Genomic DNA, 2,259 nt, shown 5'->3' with positions numbered 1-2,259 from the left:
TTTCCCTTTTGGAGAAACTTTAGCATTCTTAGCTTTTATAAGAAATATTCCGCTTCCCTTTGTAAAACAACATGTTTTACACCGTCTCGAATCCCAAAGGGATGTGCCAGCAGCAAACAAAGTTTACGACCTTTCCACTCCCTCTCATATCCTGCCATTATTTCTTTCTGTCTTTTCCAGGGGATCGGGGCCGTAGGCATTGGGGCCTTCTGTGCCTTTTTTGAACCAGAGTATGAGGCCTACTACGAGGAAGAACAGGCAGCCTGAAATCTGAAGGAGCCCCCAGATTCCCAGGGGATTAGCTTCTGCGCCTGCAGAAAGCAAGGGGTCTATAAAGGCCCAGGCAATGGATGCAGCCACGTAGCCATATACGGCACCAGGCGCCCAACCCAGATCCTGCATGCGGCGTATCTGGAGGGAAATGCCGGAAATCAATGAGCCAATCCACAGGGCAGCCAAACCAAGAATGACCGGAATCATCAGGAACTCCATCCCCTCGCCCATGGCCTCAACCATGCCAAAGAAAATGACAGCCCCTACGATACCGGCCAGAATCAGCCCGAAAATCGTCACGGAGCGCCAGAAATATCTCTTCCGATTCAGACGGCCGTGGAAGGAGAAAAACATGCCGCGGAAGGATGGATCAGAAAAACCGTCATCCTTGTTATGCTTATACGCCGATGTATAAGGGATTTCCGGCTGCGGCAGCGGGCCGGTATGCTCCTTCATCACCGGAGCTGGATCCGGTGACTCTGTCCCTTCCGGTGCAATATCCGGAAACGTGCTGACCTTCTTCGGTTCCGTCGGCACAACCGGCTGCGTTTCTTTCTCTGCCCGGGCTTCCGGCTTTTCTACCGCTGCCGCTGCCGCTTCCTTTACAGGCGTGGCAGGAGCCGGAGCCGGTGTCGCCTTTATTTCCGGATCTGGTTTTCCTTCTACGGACGCTTTGTTTTCTTTCGGTTTCATCTGAGAAACTGGATTCATTCCTGCCGGAAGCGCCCGGCCGCAGTTGCCACAGAAATGAGCATTCGGATCCATTATCGGAGCCCCGCAATTCGGGCAATGCATCTGAGCCATACTTACTACCTCCCTGTTACTATCCTCTTTATCACAACGTTATGCTGTCTTCATAAATTATGTAAGAACTTATCAGACACGTCTGGAGTTTTTATACGCTTCATCCAGCGGGTCCGGACCATACTGGTTGGGTCCTGTAGTTCCCTTCTTACACACGATAATCACATTTATGACCGCGAAAAACAGGCCGGAAAATAAGACAAAAAACCCCGCAGTCATCCCCCAATCCGTTCCCTCCACAACATCCTGATCCAGAAGAAAGTTCAGAATGTTCCAGATAATCGATACCGCTGCGTAGCCATACACCACGCCACGGCTCCATCCCAGATCCTGCATACGGCGGATCATAAGCGAAACTCCGGATACCATAGAGGCAATGCCTACTATGATCAGGGCGAGACACGCCGGAATAACCAGAAATCCCATATCTTCTACGGCCGTGCCGATGCCCAAAACAAAACCAGCTCCGATCATGCATCCAATACAGATAGCTGCGATAACCACCGAGCGCCAGAAATATCGTTTACGGTTCAGTCGACCGTGGAATGAAAAATACATACCTTTGAAGGACGGGTCAGAAAAGCCATCGTCCTTATTGTGCTTGAAGGCCGGTGTATAAGGGATTTCCGGCTGCGGCAACGGACCGGTATGTTCTTTAATTACCGGATTGGATGCCGGCTGCTGTGGTTCCGCCCCTTCCGGTGCAATATCCGGAAAATGGCTTTCCGTATGCGCTTCCGCTGCCGGTTTTTTCTGTACTTCCGCGTTTTCCTGTACAGCCGGCTTAATTTCAGGTTCTGCTGGAATCCCCGGTGCACTTTCTGTTGCAGCAGATGCATCTTCCTTTACCAGAGAAGCGGGAGTCTCCTTCACTTCCGGAGAAAATTTATCCGCATCTTTCTTCATCTGAGGGATATCATTCATCCCTGCTGGAAGCGCCTTCCCGCAGTTCCCACAGAAATGAGCCTGTGGACTGGCTATGGGAGCACCACAATATGGACAAAAATTCTGAGATTTTGACTGAGTCATATAGTACCTCCTTAGATGAGCCTTCGGCTTATAGCCGGTGCGAGCCTCCAGCTCGCAAGTCGGTGTGCCTCCTGCAGAGGCACAGGGGGTGGATTCTGCGAATAGCCTCTTTTATAAAAAAGTGAGGAGCAACATATTATCGTTATTCCCATG

Annotated in this window: 2 protein-coding genes; both read right to left on the bottom strand. The window is 50.9% G+C overall.

The features are described from left to right. Window positions 1-144: 144 nt before the first annotated feature. Complete coding sequence (locus BLQ79_RS08100) at window positions 145-1,077, bottom strand: zinc-ribbon domain-containing protein (RefSeq protein ID WP_091365630.1); 933 nt, start codon at window positions 1,075-1,077, stop codon at window positions 145-147. A 72-nt stretch (window positions 1,078-1,149) separates the two neighbouring features. Then, a complete protein-coding gene (locus tag BLQ79_RS08095) occupies window positions 1,150-2,106 on the bottom strand; it encodes a DUF805 domain-containing protein (protein ID WP_091365627.1) in 957 nt (318 codons plus the stop codon). Window positions 2,107-2,259 lie beyond the last annotated feature (153 nt).

It is taken from the genome of Dialister histaminiformans, from assembly GCF_900103425.1.
GTDB lineage: Bacteria > Bacillota > Negativicutes > Veillonellales > Dialisteraceae > Allisonella > Allisonella histaminiformans.
This window is presented reverse-complemented; position numbering and strand designations above follow the sequence as displayed.

Coding starts and splice junctions, on each gene's coding strand:
- BLQ79_RS08100 (WP_091365630.1), bottom strand. CDS start 1,077: ATGGCTCAGATGCATTGCCCGAATTGCGGGGCTCCGATAATGGATCCG.
- BLQ79_RS08095 (WP_091365627.1), bottom strand. CDS start 2,106: ATGACTCAGTCAAAATCTCAGAATTTTTGTCCATATTGTGGTGCTCCC.